1 protein-coding gene is annotated in these 2,232 nt (G+C 57.6%); it reads left to right on the top strand.

Going from position 1 to position 2,232, the window contains the following annotated elements:
* Window positions 1-546 precede the first annotated feature (546 nt).
* Window positions 547-2,091: a group II intron reverse transcriptase/maturase gene (ltrA, locus tag KHO31_RS38895; RefSeq protein WP_201084470.1), complete on the top strand. Its 1,545-nt coding sequence runs from the start codon at window positions 547-549 to the stop codon at window positions 2,089-2,091.
* Window positions 2,092-2,232 lie beyond the last annotated feature (141 nt).

Genomic DNA, 2,232 nt, shown 5'->3' with positions numbered 1-2,232 from the left:
CTGCTGTTCTGCCAGCAGTAGCCTACTCGATCGTGCGTCGCTGGTAACAGCGGGGTGCGAAGCATCGAGGACACCAACTGGGGCCGAAAGGCCAGGCCTGAGCCGCGAGGCAAAGGCGACACCTGCGAGCATCACGCGGGAGCCGGAAGGGCTCGGGTGGCATGGTTAACGGAAGTGAATTCTCGCAAGCGTCGTGAATACAGTCCAGCCAAAGATGCTGTCAGGCTGAGGGCAAAAGCTACGCGACCGGGTGCGGACAGTCTGTTATGGACGCACGCAGAACATCGTGTCGCCGGCGTAAAGAGGGAACCGTCGCCATCTTGTTGCAATAGCGGAACAGGGTAAGCCCATCCCGCCGCCCATCTGGGCAGGCCGACCGTGAGGAACGCTGTCGGCGGAGTGGGTAAAGGAGGTTGGAGAAAGCGAATGCCGGGCTGTAATGGTGCGGATACGGGTTGCGACATCACCCGACACGAAAGTGGGCAGACTTCCAACTGGTCTCTCATCACGAGATAACCAGCATGAACTTTGAAGGCGAGAAAGCAAATGAACGGGCAGTCGACGTGTGCACTGGCCGACTATGCACAGTCGTGGCACAGCATTGACTGGGGCACGGTATGCAGCGTGGTCAAAAGAATGCAGGCGCGTATCGTGAAGGCGACGAAGGAAGGCCGCTGGAACAAGGTGAAAGCCTTGCAAAAGCTGCTGACCTGCTCGTTTCATGGCAAAGCTTTAGCCGTGAAACGCGTGACGGAAAATCAGGGCAAACGTACCCCGGGCGTAGACGGTGTGCTGTGGTCTACTCCGGATGCCAAATACAAGGCAATAGGCTCGCTACAGCGACATGGCTATAAGCCGCTGCCGCTCAAACGGATCTACATTCCGAAAAGTAACGGGAAGCTGCGTCCACTGAGTATCCCGACGATGCAGGATCGGGCGATGCAGGCGCTTTACCTGCTCGCGCTCGATCCTGTGTCGGAAACGATCTCCGACGCGCAGTCCTACGGATTCCGCAAAGAGCGATCTACGCACGATGCAATAGCACAGTGCTTTCTGAATGCCCGATACCACGGCAACCCAAAGGATCGGGGCGCACGAGTATCAGCTCAGTGGATACTCGAAGCTGACATCCGCGGCTGTTTCGACAATATCGACCACACGTGGCTTTTACAGAACGTGCCAATGGACAAGGCTGTGTTGAAGAAATGGCTGAAGGCCGGTTACTTGAAGGATGGCACCTTCGCACCGACTAACGATGGAACGCCGCAGGGCGGCATCATCAGCCCTGTACTGGCAAACCTGGCTTTAAACGGGTTGGACAATGCGTTATCGTCCGCCTTCAGGAATGCGTCACAGCGGGCTATCAACAAAGTCAACATGGTGCGATATGCCGACGACTTCGTCATCACTGGGGCAAGTCGGGAGGTGCTGGAGGAGAAGATCACTCCAGTCGTCACGGCCTTCCTTGCTTCACGAGGGTTGGAGCTTGCTCCAGAGAAGACGAAGATCACTCATTTGACTGAAGGCTACGACTTCCTCGGCCAGCACATCCGGCGATATGGCAGCAAACTGCTCATCAAACCGGCGCGCAAGAACGTTCACGCGTTCCTGCAAAAGGTCAGGAGTCTGATTCGCCAACTGATGGGCGCTCCGCAAAGGCAACTCATCGATACTCTCAACCCGGTCATCACTGGTTGGGCGATGTACCACCGGCACATCGTAGCGAAGAAAACCTTCAGTTATGTGGACAGCCAAATCTGGTACGCGTTATGGCAATGGGCGCGAAGACGCCATCCGAAGAAACTGGGACACTGGGTGTACCAGCGTTACTTCCACCAGCTCGGGCTGCGGCACTGGGTGTTCGCCGCACGCACGGATGAACTGGATGACACTGGCTCCCCGATCTACCGGGAGCTTCGAAAAGCGTCGACCACGCCGATTGAGCGGCACCCGAAGGTCCAATCGGACGCCAACCCTTACGACACCGAGTGGTTCACGTACTTCGCGCAGCGCGCCGCGATCCGAAGTCGCAAGTCCCGCTCTCGCAGAACGTTACCTCAAAGCAACGCGCATGCGGTCGTCTGGCCCTAACGCCGGTACACATGCTGGTCGAACGTCGTTGACCGGGTTGGCATGCGCCAGCCTTATTGAGGCTTGAGCCGTATGCGGGGAAACTCGCACGTACGGTTCTTAGGGGAGGACGCGACGGCAACGTCGCGTCCTTACCCGACT

This window comes from Paraburkholderia domus, from assembly GCF_905220705.1.
In the GTDB taxonomy this organism is placed as follows: Bacteria; Pseudomonadota; Gammaproteobacteria; order Burkholderiales; family Burkholderiaceae; genus Paraburkholderia; species Paraburkholderia domus.
Note: the sequence above shows the minus strand (reverse complement) of the source record. Positions and strands in the feature narration are given on the sequence as shown.

Coding starts and splice junctions, on each gene's coding strand:
- ltrA (WP_201084470.1), top strand. CDS start 547: ATGAACGGGCAGTCGACGTGTGCACTGGCCGACTATGCACAGTCGTGG.